This is a genomic window from Pseudomonas sp. YL2, from assembly GCF_023063025.1.
Taxonomy (GTDB): domain Bacteria; phylum Pseudomonadota; class Gammaproteobacteria; order Pseudomonadales; family Pseudomonadaceae; genus Aquipseudomonas; species Aquipseudomonas putida_A.
In genome coordinates, this window is record NZ_JAJSLU010000020.1 from 1 (window position 1) to 16,294 (window position 16,294).

At 58.9% G+C, this 16,294-nt stretch carries 17 protein-coding genes and 1 pseudogene; 9 read left to right on the top strand and 9 right to left on the bottom strand.

What is annotated here, in order from left to right; genetic code table 11:
* Window positions 1-146: 146 nt before the first annotated feature.
* The 3 genes from LVD08_RS23320 to LVD08_RS23330 are packed head-to-tail and all read right to left on the bottom strand — an operon-like array spanning window position 147 to window position 2,309.
* Window positions 147-818 carry a PP2C family protein-serine/threonine phosphatase gene (locus tag LVD08_RS23320; RefSeq protein WP_247269370.1) on the bottom strand — a complete coding sequence of 224 codons (672 nt, stop codon included), beginning with the start codon at window positions 816-818 and terminating at the stop codon, window positions 147-149.
* Complete coding sequence (locus LVD08_RS23325; RefSeq protein WP_247269371.1) at window positions 815-1,513, bottom strand: hypothetical protein; 699 nt, start codon at window positions 1,511-1,513, stop codon at window positions 815-817. The genes LVD08_RS23320 and LVD08_RS23325 overlap by 4 nt, the downstream gene beginning before the upstream one ends.
* 1 nt (window position 1,514) lies before the next feature.
* The gene (locus LVD08_RS23330; protein ID WP_431061462.1) at window positions 1,515-2,309 is read right to left on the bottom strand and encodes a MarR family transcriptional regulator; all 795 of its coding nucleotides are present in this window, start codon (window positions 2,307-2,309) and stop codon (window positions 1,515-1,517) included.
* Window positions 2,310-2,783: 474 nt separating this feature from the next.
* Here LVD08_RS23330 and LVD08_RS23335 point away from each other — a divergent pair.
* A pseudogene (locus LVD08_RS23335) lies at window positions 2,784-3,109 on the top strand (DUF3077 domain-containing protein).
* Between the two features lie 196 nt (window positions 3,110-3,305).
* On the opposite strand, the gene LVD08_RS23345 reads toward LVD08_RS23335, so the two are convergent.
* Window positions 3,306-5,147, bottom strand: a complete 1,842-nt coding sequence (locus LVD08_RS23345; RefSeq protein ID WP_408980434.1) for a potassium transporter Kup — start codon at window positions 5,145-5,147, stop codon at window positions 3,306-3,308.
* Between the two features lie 349 nt (window positions 5,148-5,496).
* On the opposite strand from LVD08_RS23345, the gene rimO reads away from it, so the two are divergent.
* The 5 genes from rimO (at window position 5,497) to tsaA (ending at window position 9,851) form a co-directional block, all read left to right on the top strand.
* Window positions 5,497-6,834, top strand: coding sequence for a 30S ribosomal protein S12 methylthiotransferase RimO (gene rimO, locus LVD08_RS23350; RefSeq protein WP_003222282.1), 1,338 nt, complete (start codon window positions 5,497-5,499; stop codon window positions 6,832-6,834).
* Between the two features lie 219 nt (window positions 6,835-7,053).
* Window positions 7,054-7,527: a GNAT family N-acetyltransferase gene (locus LVD08_RS23355; RefSeq protein ID WP_247269373.1), complete on the top strand. Its 474-nt coding sequence runs from the start codon at window positions 7,054-7,056 to the stop codon at window positions 7,525-7,527.
* Between the two features lie 189 nt (window positions 7,528-7,716).
* A complete protein-coding gene (locus tag LVD08_RS23360) occupies window positions 7,717-8,427 on the top strand; it encodes an rRNA pseudouridine synthase (protein WP_096795873.1) in 711 nt (236 codons plus the stop codon).
* A 72-nt stretch (window positions 8,428-8,499) separates the two neighbouring features.
* Window positions 8,500-8,967, top strand: coding sequence for a DUF1456 family protein (locus LVD08_RS23365; protein WP_247269374.1), 468 nt, complete (start codon window positions 8,500-8,502; stop codon window positions 8,965-8,967).
* Between the two features lie 185 nt (window positions 8,968-9,152).
* A complete protein-coding gene (tsaA, locus tag LVD08_RS23370) occupies window positions 9,153-9,851 on the top strand; it encodes a tRNA (N6-threonylcarbamoyladenosine(37)-N6)-methyltransferase TrmO (protein WP_098967523.1) in 699 nt (232 codons plus the stop codon).
* A gap of 171 nt (window positions 9,852-10,022) precedes the next feature.
* On the opposite strand, the gene fpr is transcribed toward tsaA, so the two are convergent.
* Entirely contained in the window at window positions 10,023-10,802 is a 780-nt protein-coding gene (gene fpr, locus LVD08_RS23375) for a ferredoxin-NADP reductase (protein WP_003222277.1), read from the bottom strand.
* Window positions 10,803-10,935: 133 nt separating this feature from the next.
* Here fpr and LVD08_RS23380 point away from each other — a divergent pair, with 133 nt between their 5' ends.
* The gene (locus LVD08_RS23380) at window positions 10,936-11,862 is read left to right on the top strand and encodes a LysR family transcriptional regulator (RefSeq protein ID WP_025110814.1); all 927 of its coding nucleotides are present in this window, start codon (window positions 10,936-10,938) and stop codon (window positions 11,860-11,862) included.
* Here LVD08_RS23380 and LVD08_RS23385 read toward each other — a convergent pair.
* From LVD08_RS23385 to LVD08_RS23395, 3 genes are all read right to left on the bottom strand, one after another.
* Window positions 11,859-12,221 carry a diacylglycerol kinase gene (locus tag LVD08_RS23385; RefSeq protein ID WP_003222276.1) on the bottom strand — a complete coding sequence of 121 codons (363 nt, stop codon included), beginning with the start codon at window positions 12,219-12,221 and terminating at the stop codon, window positions 11,859-11,861. The two genes, LVD08_RS23380 and LVD08_RS23385, sit on opposite strands and share 4 nt — an antisense overlap.
* Window positions 12,222-12,295: 74 nt before the next feature.
* Window positions 12,296-12,946: a response regulator transcription factor ErdR gene (gene erdR, locus LVD08_RS23390; RefSeq protein ID WP_027611090.1), complete on the bottom strand. Its 651-nt coding sequence runs from the start codon at window positions 12,944-12,946 to the stop codon at window positions 12,296-12,298.
* 224 nt (window positions 12,947-13,170) lie between these two features.
* Window positions 13,171-13,917: a tRNA-uridine aminocarboxypropyltransferase gene (locus LVD08_RS23395; protein ID WP_027611089.1), complete on the bottom strand. Its 747-nt coding sequence runs from the start codon at window positions 13,915-13,917 to the stop codon at window positions 13,171-13,173.
* 189 nt (window positions 13,918-14,106) lie between these two features.
* On the opposite strand from LVD08_RS23395, the gene LVD08_RS23400 reads away from it, so the two are divergent.
* The gene (locus LVD08_RS23400) at window positions 14,107-14,532 is read left to right on the top strand and encodes a PA3611 family quorum-sensing-regulated virulence factor (RefSeq protein ID WP_027611088.1); all 426 of its coding nucleotides are present in this window, start codon (window positions 14,107-14,109) and stop codon (window positions 14,530-14,532) included.
* Here the strand turns inward: LVD08_RS23400 and LVD08_RS23405 are convergent, their stop codons facing one another.
* Window positions 14,533-14,727, bottom strand: a complete 195-nt coding sequence (locus LVD08_RS23405; RefSeq protein WP_027611087.1) for a hypothetical protein — start codon at window positions 14,725-14,727, stop codon at window positions 14,533-14,535. It lies immediately after the preceding gene.
* A gap of 356 nt (window positions 14,728-15,083) precedes the next feature.
* Between LVD08_RS23405 and LVD08_RS23410 the strand changes: the two genes are divergently transcribed.
* On the top strand, window positions 15,084-16,202 hold the full coding sequence (locus tag LVD08_RS23410; protein WP_097086513.1) for an LOG family protein: 1,119 nt from the start codon (window positions 15,084-15,086) through the stop codon (window positions 16,200-16,202).
* The last annotated feature ends 92 nt before the right edge of the window (window positions 16,203-16,294 follow it).

The window sequence follows — 16,294 nt, forward strand, 5'->3', positions numbered from 1 at the left end:
CGAGGAAGGATGGAAAGGATGCAACAACCCTGGTCCCGGCCGACCCGCCCCAAAAAAAAAACCCCCCGCACCCTCGCGGTTGCGGGGGCTTTTTTACGCAAACTTGCAGCACTTCCTGCCAGTCGAAACTTCTATCGATACCGAGACTAAAGCTGAACATCTATCCACGTGATGTCATCTTCTACATCGATACAGCTGCCATCCGGCGCTGCTAGCAAGTAGCTTTGCTGTAACTCGGTTAGCTCCGCCCAAAAGCCATCGGTTGCAAATACCAGTCGCTCTCTTAGGGTCAATGAATGAAACACAAAGTCAGGGTTCGGTGCGCGACTCGCCTTCAAGCAACGAGTCACCCGGTGTCGAGCCGGATCTTGCGCCAACTCGGAGTGGGAACGGTCGCGCCTCCAGTTAGCCTTACAGTGGGGCGACGTAATCCATTCGATCGCGCCTGCCGGCGTCACAACACCGCACGAACAATCACCCTCATACGCAAGCGTGAGTTTCCCATGAGCGGCGACACCCACCACATAACAAGTGGCGCCTGTGTGACTTGCAAACAACACGGGGTGGAGGTCGGCCAGTATAGAAAGCAGTACCTGTTCAACAGCTTCGCACTCAGTGATATCGAGGCCGTGATCAAAGTGTTTTGACCAGACATCTAAAACACCCTTTACAAAGGACTCAGCCAACTGGCCACTGCCAACCCTCGAGGTACCGTCCGTGATAACAAATACGCCGTTTTCTCCATCACAGAGCGCTCCAGCAAAGTCATGATTGGTTCTCCTGGCTCGCCCTGCTACCGATCTGACGTGGTATTTCATGCGCTGCCCAGTTCTTTCATGCGCCCATGAATGATTTGTCCTCTTCCCGGATTGGCCTGTACCGAGCCCGAGCTTTCAATCACATAGTCAATGCCACTGAGAACCCTGAGTGCTCGAACTCCATCCGTGATGAATTCCTTGAGCTCGGATTCCGCCTGCCGAACCTCTTCTAAAAGCTCTGGACGTCCATCAATCAAGATAATGATGTCTTCGACGTCTTTATGGTATGGATCGCCACCACCACGACCACTGAAGGCTTCCAGTTTTGTCGCGAGAAAATAGGTAGGTTTGAATATCTGGATGACGGTACCGCTGGGTAACGTAAATTTATTGGCCCGCGCCAGCCCCTCTACAAACCAGCGGTTGGCGTATCCGAGAACCTCGGGATCAGAAGGCATCACGTCAACGACGATGTCATTGAAGCGGAAACGACAGTTCACTTCATCCTCGCCAGTAATCTTGAAATTCCTGGCCGCCAACCGTTCGGTAAGCTGCTGCCAGGCGCCAATGCCTGCCAGCTCGATCACCAGGTCAACATCATCGGTGAAGCGAATGTCGTCCAGCACAACAGCATCAGTTACCAGCATGGCTGTGGTGCAACCTCCGACAAAGGCAACCTCCGCGAGAAACGCCTCTCCCAAACCCTCAGCAACAAACTCTATAAGCTCGTAGTTGTGATCAGTGTTGGATGACATGTTATTTCAGTCCCATCCCTGCTTTTAGAATGTTGACCGCAACACCACACTCTCGCGGACCTCCAAGGCGGATTGCATCAGCAAGCGCAAGATAGTGGTAAAGGATCCTGTCCCTCTTCACCGCTTCCGGCACTGTTTTGTAGAGCGGCTCTATCGCCTGTCCACGCTCAGCTCCAAGTGCATCTGGCCAAACCGGAATCAGTCCGCCAGCACTTTTGATGCTTTTGGACAGTGCCGGTGCTGCAAAACCCGTCGGGATGCCGCGAACCATTGCCCCGGGCTTTACAGGGAAAAAGTATTTCAGAGCGTGTTCGGTGATGTTTAGCAACTGCCGCCGGTTAACTTTTGGAAGTCCGGTGTCATAGTCATTGGTGAGCAGCCCGGACACACGACACCTGGCGATGGAATTTGAAACTTCGCTCTTGCTTAGCCCAAGTGCAGCAGACAACGCACGCAACGAGTAACCTTCACTCCAGCTCGCCAGTGGCGGAACAGCTACCGGCTCCGACCACCCTTCCCACCCCGCCTCATCGTCCAGGGGCGAATCGAAATCCTGTCGACGGAATACAGTATCTTCACCGTCGGTGGAGTAGGTGACCAATGGTTGCCCCACCCGACCGCCCGCCGTCATTTGACTGACCACGTAGGGCTTCAACAACTCCTCGACTCTGTTCGAATTTGACTCCGACTCCATTACCCCAAGGAGGTTTTCCTCCTGAGCGTGAAGGCTGGCCATCTTGAACAAAAGCAAAATGTCTTGACTCTTCATGAAGCTTAAAACCCCAAGCGTCCACATTCCATAAAACGTGGACACTTTTCTCATTCAAAATATCCGATAGTCAAGCCCTTTATTCGGCCCCGCTCCTGTGGCGCCAACTCAAGAATTCACCTGCCCCGAGATTGCTCGCTACCTTAATTCCGGTTACCGGTGTCGCAATATCAGATGACGTTCGCATACCTTGTAGGCAAACTCCTAATCTCATGTTTAGGCACTTTGCCGCTCTGTTGCGCTGTTTTCGACGGGATACTCTCCAGAGGTCGCTGACCAATTCAGTGATCGGGTGTGGTAACCCGGCTAAGCAAAGTGCAACAACGCTCCCAACACGACTCAGGTGTTTTTACGTCTGCAATTCCGAGTCATGGCGGCTGTGCGTGGGAGACCTTCGGGTCTGCCGGTTTTTTTGCTCTCCCGGTTTACCACCCTGCGTACAGCTGCCACCCATTCGTGTGGAAACGAAAGTCACGGCACTTCGAACCAAGGAGTAACACGATGACCGAAACTGATCTGCACGGACCCGCGAACGTTAAAACCATCGGCTGCACCCCTTCCTCTACCACTCGGATCAAGCGTTCTTCAATGTCCGCTCTGGCATTCCGATTCTCGAAGCACTGTCCCAATCCTCCGACCTGCTGTCCCTCGCCAAATCATTCACCGAAGACGCTGCCTTCATCGAAGACACCGACCGTCACGCCTGGGCTGCGCATTACCTGACCGTGATGGGCAAAGCCTTGATTGATGACGTGATCCAAGCGCTGATGCCGCGACCTGCGCGGACGAAGACCGAATCTGAAGAAGAATTGCCTGAAAGCCACTGACACCACAGAATCCTTGTGGGAGCGAGCTTGCTCGCGAATGCGGTGGATCAGCCACCACATGTCTCGACTGACACTCAGCCTTCGCGAGCAAGCTCGCTCCCACAGGGGATTTGCAGTGGGTTAGAGGTTTATGTGAAGCACAAAAAAGCCCCCGCCAGCCAAAAGGCCGACGGGGGCTTTTCAATTAAGGCGGAGCCTACATCTCGACCTGCGTCCCTAGCTCAATCACCCGGTTCAGCGGCAGATTGAAGAACCGCAAGTTGCCGTTGGCATTCTTCAACATGAACGCAAACAGCGCCTCGCGCCAGCGGGCCATGCCTTCGAGTTTCGAGGCGATCACCGTTTCGCGGCTGAGGAAGTAAGTGGTGCGCATCGGGCTGAAGTCCAGTTCATCCAGATGACACAGCTTCAGCGCCTGCGGCACGTCCGGCTCGTCGGTGAAGCCAAAGTGCAGGATCACCCGGAAGAAGCCTTCGCCGTGGGCCTCGACTTCGAAGCGGCGCGATGGCGGTACGCGCGGGATGTCTTCGTAGACCACGGTCAGGAGCACCACTTGCTCATGCAGTACCTGGTTGTGCAGCAGGTTGTGCAACAGCGCATGCGGCACGGCGTCGGAGCGTGCGGTGAGGAACACGGCGGTGCCCTGCACGCGGTGCGGCGGTTGCACGCGGATGCTGCTGATGAAGATCGGCAGCGGCAACGCGCCTTCGTCGAGGCGTTCGACCAGCAATTGCTTGCCGCGCTTCCAGGTGGTCATCAGCACGAACAGCGCAATACCGGCGATCACCGGGAATGCACCGCCCTGCACGATCTTCGGCACGTTGGCGGCGAAGTACAGACCGTCCACCAGCAGGAAACCGATCAGCACCGGCACCGCGAGGATCGGTGGCCACTTCCACAACAGCAGCATGACGGCCGAGACCAGAATGGTGGTCATCAGCATGGTGCCGGTCACCGCAACGCCGTAGGCCGAAGCCAGGGCGCCAGAGGATTCAAAGCCGAGGACGAGCAGCACTACGCCGACCATCAGCGACCAGTTCACCGCGCCGATGTAGATCTGGCCTTGTTCATCGCTGGAGGTGTGCTGAATGTACATGCGCGGGATGTAACCGAGCTGGATCGCCTGACGGGTCAGGGAGAACGCGCCGGAAATCACCGCTTGCGAAGCGATCACCGTGGCCAGCGTCGACAGCCCCACCAGCGGAATCAGCGCCCAGCTCGGCGCCAGCAGGTAGAACGGGTTACGCGCCGCTTCCGGGTTTTCCAGCAGCAAGGCGCCCTGACCGAAGTAGTTCAGCACCAGCGCCGGCAGCACCAGCAGGAACCACGCACGGGCAATCGGCTTGCGCCCGAAATGGCCCATGTCGGCGTACAGCGCTTCGGCACCGGTCAGCGCCAGTACCACCGCGCCGAGGATCGCCACGCCCATGCCAGTGTGAACCATGAAAAAGCGCACGGCCCAGACCGGGTTCATCGCATGCAGCACTTCCGGGTAATGGCTGATGCCGTAAACGCCGAGAGCGCCGAGCACCAGGAACCAGGTGACCATGATCGGCCCGAACAGAATGCCGATCCGCGCCGTACCGTGGCTCTGGATCAGAAACAAGCCGACCAGCACCACCAGCGACAGCGGCACCACCCAGTGGTCGATGCCGTCGAACGCCAGGCCCAGGCCTTCGATCGCCGACAGCACGGAAATCGCTGGGGTGATCATGCTGTCGCCGTAAAACAGCGCCGCGCCGATCAGTCCGCAAACCACCAGCAACGAACGCAACCTCTTGCGCTTGCCCGCCGCACGACGTGCCAGTGCGGTGAGCGCCATGATGCCGCCCTCGCCCTGGTTGTCGGCGCGCAGGACGAACATCATGTATTTGATCGAAACGACCCAGATCAGCGACCAGAAGATCAACGACAGAATGCCCAGCACCCCATCGTGATTGACGGGCACGCCATACGCGCCGGAAAACACTTCTTTGAGGGTGTACAACGGGCTCGTGCCGATGTCGCCGTAAACTACCCCGACTGCCGCGACCAGCATGCTCAGCGGTTTTGCAGCCGAATGCTCGGCGCCCGCCGCCTGACTACTTGCCTGACCCATCCAACACTCCTGATTCTCGAACCGGCTTCTTTGAATGAAGCACTATGCTTTGTGGTGCAGCATGCGCTGTTTTACCTGTTGTTACAGACGTTTTGTTGACTGTAAAAAATTGGTAAAGCTCAACGGCGCGAAGCATAGCGCAGCACTCGTCGTATTTCCCTGCATAAAGCTGGTCAAGTGCGTTGCTCATCGCTAGAATTGCGCACTTTTTGATCAGAGGCGCACCCTAAGCGCCCATCCGTCGGTTTTCCCACACGGCAAGCGACGTCACAAAACACCGAGGTTAGACATGTCCACCACTCCTGCGCCGGCCAATCCAAAGGTTGGCTTCGTATCTCTGGGTTGCCCGAAAGCACTGGTCGACTCCGAGCGCATCCTGACCCAGCTGCGTATGGAAGGCTATGACGTGGTGTCCACCTATCAGGACGCCGACGTGGTGGTGGTCAACACCTGCGGTTTCATCGACTCGGCCAAGGCTGAGTCGCTGGAAGTGATCGGTGAAGCGATCAAGGAAAACGGCAAGGTGATCGTCACCGGTTGCATGGGCGTGGAAGAAGGCAACATCCGCGACGTACACCCGAGCGTGCTGGCCGTGACCGGTCCGCAGCAGTACGAGCAAGTGGTCAACGCGGTGCACGAAGTGGTGCCGCCGCGTCAGGATCACAACCCGCTGATCGACCTGGTGCCGCCGCAAGGCATCAAGCTGACCCCGCGTCACTACGCCTACCTGAAGATTTCCGAAGGCTGCAACCACAGCTGCAGCTTCTGCATCATCCCGTCGATGCGCGGCAAACTGGTCAGCCGTCCGGTGGGTGATGTGCTCGACGAAGCTCAGCGTCTGGTCAAGTCCGGCGTCAAAGAGCTGCTGGTGATTTCGCAAGACACCAGCGCCTACGGCGTCGACGTAAAGTACCGCACCGGCTTCTGGAACGGCGCGCCGGTGAAAACCCGCATGACCGAACTCTGCGAAGCGCTGAGTACCTTGGGCGTGTGGGTCCGTCTGCACTACGTTTACCCGTACCCGCACGTCGACGAGCTGATCCCGCTGATGGCCGCCGGCAAGATCCTGCCGTACCTGGACATCCCGTTCCAGCACGCCAGCCCGAAAGTGCTGAAGGCGATGAAACGCCCGGCGTTCGAAGACAAGACCCTGGCGCGGATCAAGAACTGGCGCGAGATCTGCCCGGACCTGATCATCCGTTCGACCTTCATCGTCGGCTTCCCGGGCGAAACCGAAGAAGATTTCCAGTACCTGCTGAACTGGCTGACCGAAGCCCAGCTCGACCGCGTCGGCTGCTTCCAGTACTCGCCGGTCGATGGTGCGCCCGCCAATGATCTGGACCTGGAAGTAGTGCCGGACGACGTCAAGCAAGACCGTTGGGAGCGTTTCATGGCGCACCAGCAGGCGATCAGCTCGGCACGCCTGCAAATGCGCATCGGCCGCGAGATCGAAGTGCTGGTGGACGAAGTCGACGAGCAAGGCGCCGTCGGCCGCTGCTTCTTCGATGCCCCGGAAATCGACGGCAACGTGTTCATCGACAACGGCAGCAACCTCAAGCCAGGCGACAAGGTCTGGTGCAAGGTGACTGACGCTGACGAATACGACCTGTGGGCTGAGCAGATCTAAGCACCACGAAGTACCTGTGGGAGCGGGCTTGCTCGCGAAGGCGGTGTATCAGTCACTGGATATGCCGACGGATACACTGCTTTCGCGAGCAAGCCCGCTCCCACAGGGGATAGTCGTGTCATCAAAAGCCCCGCTCTTTTTTACGAGATGCGGGGCTTTTTTACGGCTATCGTTTACCGGGGGAAGGACTCCCTTGAAACGAACAAGAGGCCATCGGGCATGCGTCAGCATTCGGTCATTCACACGCCGAAACTCAGCGACTATCAAGAACTGACCCGGGTCTGGGAGGCCTCGGTCCGCGCGACCCATGATTTTCTGCCGGACAGCTACATCGAGTTGCTGCGCAATCTGGTGCTCACCCGTTATCTGGACGCGGTGATGCTGATTTGCACCAGGGATCATCAGCAACGCATCACCGGATTCGCCGGGGTGGCGGCGGGCAAGATCGAAATGCTGTTCATCGATCCCGAGTATCGTGGCCAAGGCTTGGGCAAGAAACTGCTCAACTACGCCATGCAACATCTGAATGCCGATGAACTCGACGTCAACGAACAGAACCCGCAGGCGCTGGGGTTTTATTTCAAGCAGGGTTTTGAAGTGATCGGCCGCTCGGAGGTGGATGGCATGGGCCAGCCGTACCCGTTGCTGCATATGCGCCTGCGGCGGCCCCAGCAGCGCTCAAGCCACGCCTGACACACCAAAGAACCCTTGTAGGAGTGAGCCTGCTCGCGATAGCGCCGGACCAGCCGACATCAATGCTGAATGTCAGACGGCAATCGCGAGCAGGCTCACTCCTACAAAAAACCACCTACCGAAATGGAACCGGGCTTAACCGGCGCCAGGCAGGTACAATGCCCACCCCTTTTTTGTTACGGCCCTGTCATGACTGACCCGATTCGCCTCTCCAAACGCCTCATCGAACTGGTCGGTTGCTCCCGCCGGGAGGCCGAGCTGTTCATTGAGGGCGGCTGGGTCACCGTGGACGGCGAAGTGATCGACGAACCGCAATTCAAGGTCGGCGACCAGAAGGTCGAGCTCGACAAGGACGCTCAGGCCACCGCGCCGGAGCCGGTCACGATTCTGCTCAACGTGCCGGCCGGCATGGATGTCGACACCGCCATGCAGTCGCTCAGCGCCGACACCCTCAGCGACGAGCACCGCTACGGCAAACGCCCGCTGCGCGGGCACTTCCTGCGCCTGACGGCCAGCGCCGATCTGCAGCCCAAGGCCAGCGGCCTGCTGGTGTTCACTCAGGACTGGAAAGTGCTGCGCAAACTGACTGCCGACGCGGCCAAGATCGAGCAGGAATACGTGGTCGAGGTCGAAGGCGACATGGTTGCCCACGGCCTCAACCGCCTGCAGCACGGCCTCACCCACAAGGGCAAGGAGCTGCCGCCGGTCAAGGCCAGCTGGCAGAACGAAAACCGCCTGCGCTTCGCCATGAAGAACCCGCAGCCGGGGATCATCGCCCAGTTCTGCGAAGCGGTTGGCCTGAAGGTCATCGGCATCCGCCGCATCCGCATCGGCGGCGTGTCGATTGGCAAGGTTCCGGTGGGCCAATGGCGCTACCTGTCCGGCAAAGAGAAGTTCTAAAGCTTCCACTGCCGCCACACATTCCGGCAGCGCGCCTGCGTGCTGCCCACAACGATTATCAGGATTACCCACATGATTCATAACGACGTATTGCGCAGCGTGCGCTACATGCTCGACATCAGCGACAAGAAAGTCATCGAGATCATCAAGCTCGGCGGCCTGGACGTGGAGCTCAAAGACGTCGTCGCGTACCTCGACAAGAAAGAAGAAGACGAAGAAGGCTTCGTGCGCTGCCCGGACGAAGTCATGGCGCACTTCCTCGACGGTCTGGTGGTGTTCAAGCGCGGCAAGGACGAAAGCCGTCCGCTGCAGCCGATCGAAGTGCCAGTGACCAACAACATCATCCTGAAGAAGCTGCGCGTGGCCTTCGAACTCAAGGAAGACGACATGCACGCGATCCTCAAGGCAGCCGAGTTCCCGGTGTCCAAGCCTGAGCTGAGCGCGCTGTTCCGCAAGGTCGGCCACACCAACTACCGCGCGTGCGGCGACCAGTTGCTGCGCAACTTCCTCAAGGGCTTGACCCTGCGCGTTCGTGGCTGATCTGCGCCACAAGCTCTGAATCGGCGGCGCGGCCTTCGCGAGCAAGCCCGCTCCCACAGGTTTTGTGGCTGACACAAAACCGGACTCCACTCGAGATCCCTGTGGGAGCGGGCTTGCTCGCGAAGGCGTCGGCCCGGCCACCTCGGGTTATCATCCCCACCCCGCTCCCACCTCGACTCCAGACCATGACTTACAACGTCTCCCCCATCGGCTTCGTGCGCTCCTGTTTCAAGGAGAAGTTCGCCATCCCGCGCCAGCCGCAACTGGCCCCCGCCGCCCGTGGCGTGCTGGAGCTGGTGGCGCCGTTCGATCAGGGAGACGCCGTGCAAGGGCTGGAGCAGGTCAGCCATGTCTGGCTGCTGTTCCTGTTTCATCAGGCGCTGGAAGAAAAGCCGCGTCTGAAAGTGCGGCCACCGCGCCTGGGCGGCAACAAGTCCATGGGCGTGTTCGCCACCCGTGCGACGCACCGGCCCAATGGCATCGGGCAGTCGGTGGTGAAGCTGGACAAGGTCGAGGCCAATCGGCTGTTCATTTCGGGGATCGATTTGCTCGATGGCACACCGATTCTCGACATCAAACCCTATGTACCTTACGCCGACATCATCGCTGACGCCTCCAACAGCATCGCCAGCGCCGCGCCACAACTGATTGACGTGCGGTGGACGGACGCCGCACTGCAACAGGCGCACGGCCATGCTCAGCGCCTCGGCGAGCCTCTGGTCGAGTTGATCGAGCAGTGCCTGGCGCAGGATCCGCGTCCGGCGTATCAGACGCCGACACCAGAGCGCGAATACGGTGCGCAGTTCTGGGATCTGGACGTGCGCTGGCATTACCCGACGCCGGAGCAGATCCGGGTACTGGAAGTCATCCCCGCCAACACCTGAACCCCGGAAACGCAAAAGCCCGCGCTGCCTTCTCAGGCAACGCGGGCTTTTCTGTGTAGCACGAAACCAGTGCGGGAGCGGGCTTGCTCGCGAAAGCGGTGCGCCATTCAACATTGACGTCGACTGACAGCCCCCCTTCGCGAGCAAGCCCGCTCCCACAGATATTGCGGGTTACTTCTCGACGAATGCACGCTCGATCAGGTAGTCACCCGGCTCGCGCATACGCGCCGAGATCTTCAGGCCGAAGCTGTCGAGCACTTCGCTGGTCTCGTCGAGCATGCTCGGGCTGCCGCAGATCATTGCGCGGTCGTCCTGCGGGTTGATCGGTGGCAGGCCGATGTCGCTGAACAGCTTGCCGCTGCGCATCAGGTCGGTCAGACGACCCTGGTTCTCGAACGGCTCGCGGGTCACGGTCGGGTAGTAGATCAGCTTGTCACGCAGCGCTTCACCGAAGAACTCGTTCTGCGGCAGGTGCTCGGTGATGAATTCGCGGTAGGCGACTTCGTTGACGTAGCGTACGCCGTGCACCAGGATCACTTTTTCAAAGCGCTCGTAGGTTTCCGGGTCCTGGATCACGCTCATGAATGGCGCCAGACCGGTGCCGGTGCTCAGCAGATACAGGTGCTTGCCCGGGTTCAGGTCGTCCAGCACCAGGGTGCCGGTAGGCTTCTTCGAGATGATGATCTCGTCGCCTTCCTTCAGGTGCTGCAGCTGCGAGGTCAGCGGACCATCAGGCACTTTGATGCTGAAGAACTCGAGATGCTCTTCCCAGTTCGGGCTGGCGATCGAGTAAGCGCGCATAAGCGGGCGGCCGTTGGGCTGTTGCAGGCCGATCATCACGAACTGACCGTTCTCGAAGCGCAGGCCCGGATCACGGGTGCACTTGAAGCTGAACAGAGTGTCGTTCCAGTGATGAACACTGAGGACACGCTCGTGGTTCATGTTGCTCATGTACGTGGGACTCCTGGATATTGGGTCTGCGCTCGCCTTTGCGGCCAACAGTGCGCAATTGCATCGCATTCTAATAGCGACGACAATATCTGTTAACTGGATTATTAAGATAAGGGTTATCGGTTATATCGATATGCGATTTACTCTTCGTCAACTGCAAGTCTTCGTCGCCGTCGCCCAGCAGGAGAGCGTATCCCGTGCTGCGGGTCTGCTCAACCTCTCGCAGTCGGCGGCGAGCACCTCGATCACCGAACTGGAGCGCCAGTCCAGCTGCCAGCTGTTCGATCGCGCCGGCAAACGCCTGAGCCTCAACGCCCTCGGCAAACAGCTGTTGCCGCAAGCGGTGGCACTGCTCGACCAGTCCAAGGAAATCGAAGACCTGCTCAACGGCAAATCCGGTTTCGGCTCACTCTCGGTGGGCGCCACCCTGACCATCGGCAATTATCTGGCGACCCTGTTGATCGGCGGCTTCATGCAGCGCCACCCGGAAAGCCAGGTAAAACTGCACGTACAGAACACTGCCAATATCGTGCATCAAGTCGCTCATTACGAAATTGATCTGGGTCTAATCGAAGGCGACTGCAGCCATCCGGACATCGAAGTGCAGAGCTGGGTGGAAGATGAACTGGTGGTGTTTTGCGCGCCGCAGCACCCACTGGCCAAACGTGGCAGCGCGACCATGGAAGAGTTGACGCACGAAGCGTGGATTCTGCGTGAACAGGGTTCCGGCACGCGCCTGACCTTTGATCAGGCCATGCGGCACCATCGCAGTGCGCTGAATATCCGCCTGGAGCTGGAGCACACCGAAGCGATCAAACGCGCGGTGGAATCAGGGTTGGGGATTGGCTGTATTTCGCGGCTGGCGCTGCGTGATGCGTTTCGACGCGGTAGCCTGGTGGCGGTGGAAACCCCGGATCTGGATCTGTCCCGGCAGTTCTACTTCATCTGGCACAAGCAGAAATACCAGACTTCGGCCATGCGCGAGTTTCTCGATCTGTGCCGCGCCTTCACCGCCGGGGTGCAGCGCAGCGACGAGATCGTCTTGCCGAGTATCGCTTAAAGCAGAATCACCGCCCACACCAGGGCAATCATGCTCAGGGCCACGAATTGCGCGGCGCTGCCCATGTCCTTGGCGTTCTTCGACAGCGGGTGCAGTTCCAGGGAAATGCGGTCAATCGCCGCTTCCACCGCCGAATTCAGCAACTCGACGATCAGCGCCAGCAGGCACACAGCGATCAGCAGCGCCTGTTCAACGCGACTGACATTCAGGAAGAACGTCAGCGGAATCAGCACCACATTGAGCAGCACCAGTTGGCGAAATGCGGCTTCGCCGGTGAAGGCTGCGCGCAGGCCGTCCAGCGAGTAACCGGATGCGTTGAGGATGCGTTTCAGGCCGGTCTGGCCCTTGAAAGGTGACATAACGTAAAAACCAACCAGAAAGGAGTGGGAAAGCTAGAGCAACAAAAGTCAAAAAAGCGTGAAGACGCCAGCCTTTATTGGCTCGGAATTGACTCAAGTTGTTGCAGAAGTAATGCCGCCTGAGTCCGGGTGCGCACATTCAACTTGCGAAAGATCGCCGTGACGTGGGCCTTGATGGTCGCTTCGGACACGCTCAACTCGTAGGCAATCTGCTTGTTGAGCAGGCCTTCACAGACCATGGTCAGTACGCGGAACTGCTGCGGGGTGAGACTGGCCAGGCCGTCGCTGGCGGCTTTGGCTTCATCGGAGACACTGACGGCTTCGAATGCCTGCGGGGGCCAGAACACATCGCCATCGAGCACCTTGCGCACAGCTTGCTGAATCACATTCAGGTCGCTGGACTTGGGAATGAAGCCACTGGCGCCGAACTCCCGGGACTTGACCATGACCGAAGCCTCTTCCTGGGCCGAGACCATCACCACCGGAATCTGCGGGTACTGCCCGCGCAGCATGACCAGACCGGAAAACCCGAACGCGCCGGGCATGTTCAGGTCCAGCAGGACCAGATCCCAGTCGGATTTTTCGGTCAGGCGCGCTTCCAGCTCGGCGATGCTCGCCACCTCCACCAGTCGCACATCCGGGCCAAGGCCCAGTGTCACCGCTTGATGCAGCGCGCTACGAAACAGAGGGTGATCATCGGCAATCAGGATGTCGTATGTGGCCATTTTTCAAATGATCCTGTTTTTTGATGGCAGACCCGACGCATTCGGGCCTCGCCAAAGCAACTCGAGATACCGCTGCACAGCGCTATCCACAGGGGCACGTTCAACGCCAATCACGAGCAAACACGGCGTTTCAAACCCTGGCCGCACCCCAATCGGCGCCAAGCATGCCCAGCGTAGCCGGGGTGGTCAAGCAGCACGGCCGCCGCTGGGTGAAGTATGGGCCACTATCGGGCCAACACCGCTTGCGGCTTTCGTATATAAGGCAAGAGCTCGGCGTGGGCCGGAGTCGACTCGTTGAGCGGCAACTGTTGTTTGGCGCCCAGATAATGCTGGCTGAACACATCGAAGTAAGCGTCCAGCGCCGACGCTGCATCGCTGTCCCCGGCCAGTTCCAGGCACAAAGCCGCGACTTCGGCGGTGCACAGGTGCTCGCTGCGGGTCGAGCGGCGCAGGCGATAACGCGAGAGTCTGTCGGGCAGCAGGCTGAGAATCGGCAAACGGTCGAAGTACGGACTCTTGCGGAAAATCTTGCGCGCCTCGGTCCAGGTCGCATCCAGCAGGATGAACAACGGACGCTTGCTGCTATCGGGCACGACGGTGTTGGTCACCCGCGACGGTTCTACATATTCGCCGGGAAATACAAGGTACGGCTGCCATTGCGGGTCGTTGAGCAGCGCCAGCATCCGCGGGTCGGGTTCGGTGCGCGACCAGATGAACGCGTGGTTGTCGCGCACCACATCGGCGATCAACCAGCCGGTGTTGCTCGGCTTGAACACTTCCTTGCCGGTCATGATCAGACACACACCGGAACGGGTTTCGACGGTCGGCCGCCAGGCGCACAGGCAGTGGCTGATGATCACCCGGCAGTCGCGGCAACGCTCGGAGCGAAAACCACGGGCCTGAATCGGCTTGATACCTTCGTCCTCGCGCTGGTCACGCAAGCGGGCTACGGCGTTGGGGGCATGATGGATCACGGGCAACGCCTTATGGCAGGAAAACTCAACACACACAGCACTCGGCAAGGCAATAAAGGCCGGCAGTTTACCAGAGCGACGAGCGCAAACCTGTACCGTCCCGACCGGCTCCCCTATAATCCGGCGCCACTGAACGCACAGCCACGGGGCTGGTCGAACCACCAGTCACTGAATCAGGAGAGTTTCATGCTGCGCCTTATCGTTCCTACCGCGGCCATCGCACTGGCGTTGTCCTTCAGCGCACAAGCGGCGTCCTTGAAAGAGCAGAATCTGAACAAAGAACTGCGCAACATCGCCGAGCAAAGCAGCGTCGGCACGCCGCGGGCGATCAATGAAGACATTCTCGATCAGGGCTACACCGTTGAGGGCGTTACTCTGATCAACCACCTGAGCGTCCAGGCCAGCCACGCCGAAAAGATGCGCGCTGACCCAAAAGCCGTGTATTTCCAGTTGGGTGCTTCGGTGTGCAATAACCCGTCGTACCGCAAGCTGATGGCCAAGGGTGCGATCATGCGTTACGACTTCAGTGAATATAAAACCAACAAGGCCATCGGCTCGGCCAGCTACCAGGATTCCGATTGCCCGAAAGCTGCCCCGGCGAAGAAGAAGTAATCATCGGGTATTGGCGCGCCGTTGTTCATCCTCGGCGCGCAATTCGGCCACCAGGGCCTGCAAGTAGCGAGAACGTCGTTCTCCACCTGCCAACCGACGGCAGCACTCCTCTTCGAGACTCACTTGATTGGTCTCGGCTGATGCTTTCAGCATCCGATACAACTGCGTATCGATTTCCAGAACCACTCTGGCCATCTCTCCCGCCTCCATGCCTGCTACCCGCGAATCCTTGAAAAGCGCGCACCCTGCGTACGGTTGCCGACTCAAAGCTGTCGTACAGTGCCTGTAGGTTAGTAAATCAGAGTGATTGCTCTACGGCGTACGTTCGGACGAGTGGTGAATATTCATTGCCAGCCAGCCCGCAACGGTTGCCAGGAAAGCCTGCGCGGCGTAAAGATCAACTCAGCGCAATGGCTCGCAAGGGTCTAGATTCAAAGTATTCCCGATCACCTGTTCACGGCAGAAAAAGGAGCTGCCGAGTGTGTGTTTTTGCAGCGCGGCACTGACGCCGCACGTCAGGGCCACCCGCTCTGTGCAGAAGGAGACGTTGAATGCCTTACCAACCGAATGACCTGCTCAGCCGACATTTTCAGGAAAGCGGCCCCGACCTCATCAGCAAGGTCGAAGAACAGCTCAAGCAGATTTCCCCCGACAGCCCGAACCTGCCGATTTATCGCGACATGATCCTGACCGTGCTGCGCATGGCCCAAGAGGATCACAACCGCTGGAACGCCAAGATCACCCTGCAGGCCCTGCGTGAACTGGAGCAGGCGTTCCGGGTGCTGGAACAATTCAAGGGACGACGCAAAGTCACGGTATTCGGCTCGGCGCGCACGCCGGTCGAGCACCCCCTGTATGCAATGGCGCGTGAACTCGGCGCGGCCCTGACGCGATCAGACATGATGGTCATCACCGGTGCGGGTGGCGGGATCATGGCCGCCGCGCACGAAGGCGCCGGGCGTGACCACAGCCTCGGGTTCAACATCACCCTGCCCTTCGAGCAGCATGCCAACCCGACTGTGGACGGCACCGGCAATCTGCTGCCGTTCCATTTTTTCTTCACCCGCAAACTGTTCTTCGTCAAGGAAGCCGATGCGCTGGTGCTGTGCCCTGGCGGGTTCGGCACCCTGGACGAGGCACTGGAAGTACTGACGCTGATCCAGACCGGCAAAAGCCCGTTGGTGCCAGTGGTGCTGCTCGATGTGCCGGGCGGAACATTCTGGCAAGGCGCCCTGGATTTCATTCGCCAGCAACTCGAAGAAAACCACTACATCCTGCCCACCGACCTGAAATTGATGCGTCTGGTCTATAACGTCGATGAGGCGGTGGAGCAGATCAACCAGTTCTACAGCAACTTCCACTCCAGTCGCTGGCTCAAGCGTCAGTTCGTGATTCGTATGCATCACAAGCTCAGTGACGTGGCGATGGCGCATATGCAGGAGGCTTTCGCCGATCTGTGCCTGAGTGACCAGTTCCATCAACACGCTTACAGCGGCGAGGAACATGACGAAGCGCAGTACAGCCACCTGGTGCGGTTGGCTTTCGCGTTCAATGCCCGAAATCATGGCCGTCTCAGGGAACTGGTGGATTACATCAACCTCCCCGAAAACTGGGCTCACACCCAACCCCAGACCGCCCAACGTGCACGTGAGCCATCAAAGGTAATTTGAAGGCAAAAAAAAACGGGCCCCTCAATTTATTGCCGGCCCTTTCCTTTTAATACCAATTTAATCTTCCCTCTGTCTCCCCCCGCCAAGACGGT